Raw genomic sequence first — 3,302 nt, 5'->3', positions numbered from 1 at the left:
CTGCCTGCGCTGGGGTTCAGGGCGCCGCGTACCGGGGTGTTGTTGGCCTACGAGAAGTCAGGCTACGATACCAGCACATCGGGCCGCCTGCCCGACCTGCTACCCGAGCTGAGTGTGCGGCGCATAGTCGAATCCGGTGGCGACGCCGTAAAAATTCTGCTCTACTACAACCCCGAGGACGATGCCAAAGTCAATACCATCAAGCACGCCTTCATCGAGCGGGTGGGGGCCGAGTGCGCAGCGCTGGAAGTACCTTTCTTCTTGGAGCCCATTGCCTACGACGACAGACTCGGCGAGGGCCTCGAGCTCGCCAGGGCCAAGCCCCGCTACGTGGCGAAGTACATGGAGGAGTTCTCCAAAGACCGTTATGGGGTGGACGTGCTCAAGGTTGAGCTGCCCTTCAACATCGCCTACACCAGCGGCACCCTCGGCTTTAAGGGCGAGGAAGCCTATACCCGCACTCAGGCCATCCAGCAACTCAAGGACACCGCAAATGTTGTTGGAAAGCCCTTTATCTACCTCTCGGCAGGGGTGAGCGATGCGGTTTTCCGCGAATCGCTCGAGATGGCTGCCGAAGCCGGCGTACCCTTCAGCGGTGTGCTGTGTGGACGGGCCACCTGGCAGGACGGTATTCCGATCTATGCCAGACAGGGCGGGAAAGCCCTGGAAGACTGGCTCTCCGACCAGGGCGTGAAGAACATCCAGATGCTCAACGAAGTGCTGGCCAAAGGCGCCAAGCCCTGGTGGACGCATTACGGGAGCCTCGAGGCTGCGCGAGCCTGAATTTCGATCGCCCCCCACTCGACTCCTTGCAGGTTGATGGCCGATAGCGAATCGTTGCGTAAGACATAGAAAATCCGATGGTGTAAAGACACTTTTGCAGGGGTTTTGCTGACTCCCGGATCCGGGGGTCAGCTTCTCTTGGTGTGCGCAAGACACCCCTCGGGGCCAGGGGGCGAGACCAAGCAGGGCTTGTCACCCCTTGGGCTGAGGTTCGATTGACAGCTTTGAGCGCCTATGCTAGGCTACAGGACGCATTTGGTGATGGTCGCCAGTGCACGCCAGGGCGCGTAGCTCAGTTGGATAGAGCGACTGACTACGGATCAGTAGGTCGTGGGTTCGAATCCTGCCGCGCCCGCCAAACCAGTGCAAGAAAAACACGGGGCTGCAAAAGCTCCGTGTTCTCGTTTGACCTTGCCCCTTAGCAAACCGCCCAGCCGAATGCCTGGGATGGCTACTGCCCCACCTTTGAAAGGGATAACAACCCGTCTGGATCATAGAGGGTGAGGCTGCTTCCCAGCTTCAGTTAATCAGGGAACACCACCAGGCTGGAGGCCCCCGCCAGCCGCGCCGAGGGTACCCACAGGGCCTCGACGCTCCCCAGCTCGTACACCGCCTCGCCTAGGTCTTGGGTGGGGATGTGCTGCCCCCGCTGCTGTTTGAGCACCCACTCGGCCCGAAGCTCCTCGAGGTCGGTGCCCAGCGCGGCTTGCACCCTGAGGTCGTTCAAATCCAGTACCGTTTGCAGATGGTAGTCAATCGAGACCAGCACCTTGGGCGGCCCTTTGACCCCGATCAGCCGGTGGTCGGTGAGCTTGAGCATCTGTTCCTCGGCCAGGGCGGTGGCGGGAGTGTCGGCCAGGTACAGGGCCGCGAATTGCCCTTTCTTGTTGTACCTCCCGCCGGTCTTGAGTGCGCCCGTGGTGGCGAGCGGGCTGGTCATGTACTGGACGCTGGTCAGGCGGTAGGCGGTACCCTGGGGGGGCGAAAGAACGAGGCCCCGGAGGGCCTCGAGCAGCTTCTTTTTGGGCCTCACAGTGGGGTACCCTCTTCCATCGCGGCGATGAGGGTCTCCACCGCCTCGAAATTGCCCTGCTGCATCGTCCGGTAGGGGGGCACGCCGCCCAGGTCGGGGTGGGGGGCGTGCAGCCAGATGCGGACGTTTTCCATGCTGCCGTCCAGCTCCTCCATCAGGCGGATCACCAGGCCGACCAACCCGCCCAGCTTGGTCTGGAGGTTCTTAGAGTCGGGGTTGGCCCGAATCCCACGCGGGGTATAGCCCAGCACCCCCGCCATCTCGGGGACGCTCAGGCCCAGCGCCCTGGCGAGGCGGATGGCGTCGAAACGCCCGCTCTGGGGGTTGTGGCCTTCAACCAGGGTGTGGCGCAGGGCGGGAGTCATGCCTCGAGGGTAGTACCGTTTTCTTTTTATGTCAAAAATTGTTCTCTTTTTATACACCAGTACCCCACGTGTTTCTTTAGCAGGGTGATGTGGAAAACCTCCTCAACCCTCCAGCCCCGGCAACCCCAAACTCCGAAAATGCCGACGAGGACAGTACAAAGCCTTGTTTGACAAGGCGAAAAATGCTAAAATAAGCATCCGATGACCCGATACAAAGTGACCGGCCTCGAGGGAGGCCGCAAGCGTGTGCTGATCTGGTTAGACGGGGCGTTAACCGGCGACGAGAATCTGAAGGAACGCTTTCCGGAATTGTGGAACCGAACCGACCACCAGGCTTACCAGGCTGGTCTACAGGAGTACGAGCAGCCGTACTGGCAGAGCCGCCTAGCTCGAGACCTGCTGCAAAACCTCTTCGCCGAGACCCTGGACTTCGAGACGGGTCGGGTGTTGACCGATGCCGAGCTACAGGCTTGGGCCGACCAGTGGAACGGCTATGGCGGGGATCGTCACCACACCATCGAGGACATGCGTCAGATCGAGGAAGAGGATAACCAGAACCTCCATCAGGGGCCGCCCTATCACTGGGAGGAGATCGCGGCTTCGTTGCGGCGCAAATCGGAACCTCTTGACCCGCCGCCCGCGCACACCCTCAAGTGCCTCGAGTGTCTTCAACCGATGGAGTGGATCTGGTTCAGGAATTCCCCGCGAACCTGGCAGATGCTGTGCGGGAGGGCAGGTTGGACGCCAATCTGCCGCAGATGCAAGACCTGGCGGCGGTGTAGGGTCTCGATCATGAACTGGGCCCCTTGCCCAACTCAAAGCCAGCCGAGAACCCTTCCCGAGCGTTTGCTTTTTTAGCTCATTTACCCCCGTATACTGGGCGGGATGCTTGCCCACACCAACCTCTGGTACTTGATTGTTTCCTCTTACTGGTTTGCTACCAGCTTCAAGTGGTTTCTCATTCTGCTGGTGCTGCTGCCGGCCAGGGTTGCTGAACTCGTCCCCGAGCCCGAACGGGCTACGAAACTGGGAATACTGTTTGCCATTGGAGCGGTGATGGCCTTTGTTGGGCCACCCATCTGGGGCTATATCTCCGACCGGGTGGGCCGCCGAGATCGGAA

General features: G+C 60.7%; 4 protein-coding genes, 1 tRNA gene and 1 pseudogene. 4 read left to right on the top strand and 2 right to left on the bottom strand.

All coding sequences use genetic code 11. From position 1 onward, the window contains the following. Positions 1-783 (top strand): tagatose 1,6-diphosphate aldolase (locus Q0288_RS00860; RefSeq protein ID WP_299425717.1); only part of this gene is annotated, 783 nt, incomplete at its 5' end. Between the two features lie 281 nt (positions 784-1,064). Continuing rightward, positions 1,065-1,141: transfer RNA gene (locus tag Q0288_RS00855), tRNA-Arg, on the top strand. 165 nt (positions 1,142-1,306) lie between these two features. Here the strand turns inward: Q0288_RS00855 and Q0288_RS00850 are convergent. Both Q0288_RS00850 and Q0288_RS00845 read right to left on the bottom strand, forming a co-directional pair. Continuing rightward, the gene (locus tag Q0288_RS00850) at positions 1,307-1,816 is read right to left on the bottom strand and encodes an RES family NAD+ phosphorylase (RefSeq protein WP_299425714.1); all 510 of its coding nucleotides are present in this window, start codon (positions 1,814-1,816) and stop codon (positions 1,307-1,309) included. After that, positions 1,813-2,181: an MbcA/ParS/Xre antitoxin family protein gene (locus tag Q0288_RS00845; protein WP_299425711.1), complete on the bottom strand. Its 369-nt coding sequence runs from the start codon at positions 2,179-2,181 to the stop codon at positions 1,813-1,815. Before Q0288_RS00845 ends, Q0288_RS00850 begins: the two co-directional genes overlap by 4 nt. 201 nt (positions 2,182-2,382) lie before the next feature. On the opposite strand from Q0288_RS00845, the gene Q0288_RS00840 reads away from it, so the two are divergent. Both Q0288_RS00840 and Q0288_RS00835 read left to right on the top strand, forming a co-directional pair. Continuing rightward, positions 2,383-3,039 (top strand): hypothetical protein, encoded by a 657-nt coding sequence (locus Q0288_RS00840; RefSeq protein WP_299425708.1) that lies wholly within the window; start codon positions 2,383-2,385, stop codon positions 3,037-3,039. A gap of 27 nt (positions 3,040-3,066) precedes the next feature. Continuing rightward, positions 3,067-3,302 (top strand): annotated as a pseudogene (locus tag Q0288_RS00835) (MFS transporter); the annotation flags it as partial.

This window comes from uncultured Meiothermus sp., from assembly GCF_937863175.1.
Lineage (GTDB): Bacteria > Deinococcota > Deinococci > Deinococcales > Thermaceae > Meiothermus.
The sequence above is the reverse complement of the archived record's forward strand: the minus strand, read 5'-3'. Positions and strand labels throughout refer to the sequence as shown.

Bases quoted from the DNA above. Each gene is read 5' to 3' on its own strand.
- Q0288_RS00840 (WP_299425708.1), top strand. From the start codon at position 2,383: ATGACCCGATACAAAGTGACCGGCCTCGAGGGAGGCCGCAAGCGTGTG.
- Q0288_RS00845 (WP_299425711.1), bottom strand. From the start codon at position 2,181: ATGACTCCCGCCCTGCGCCACACCCTGGTTGAAGGCCACAACCCCCAG.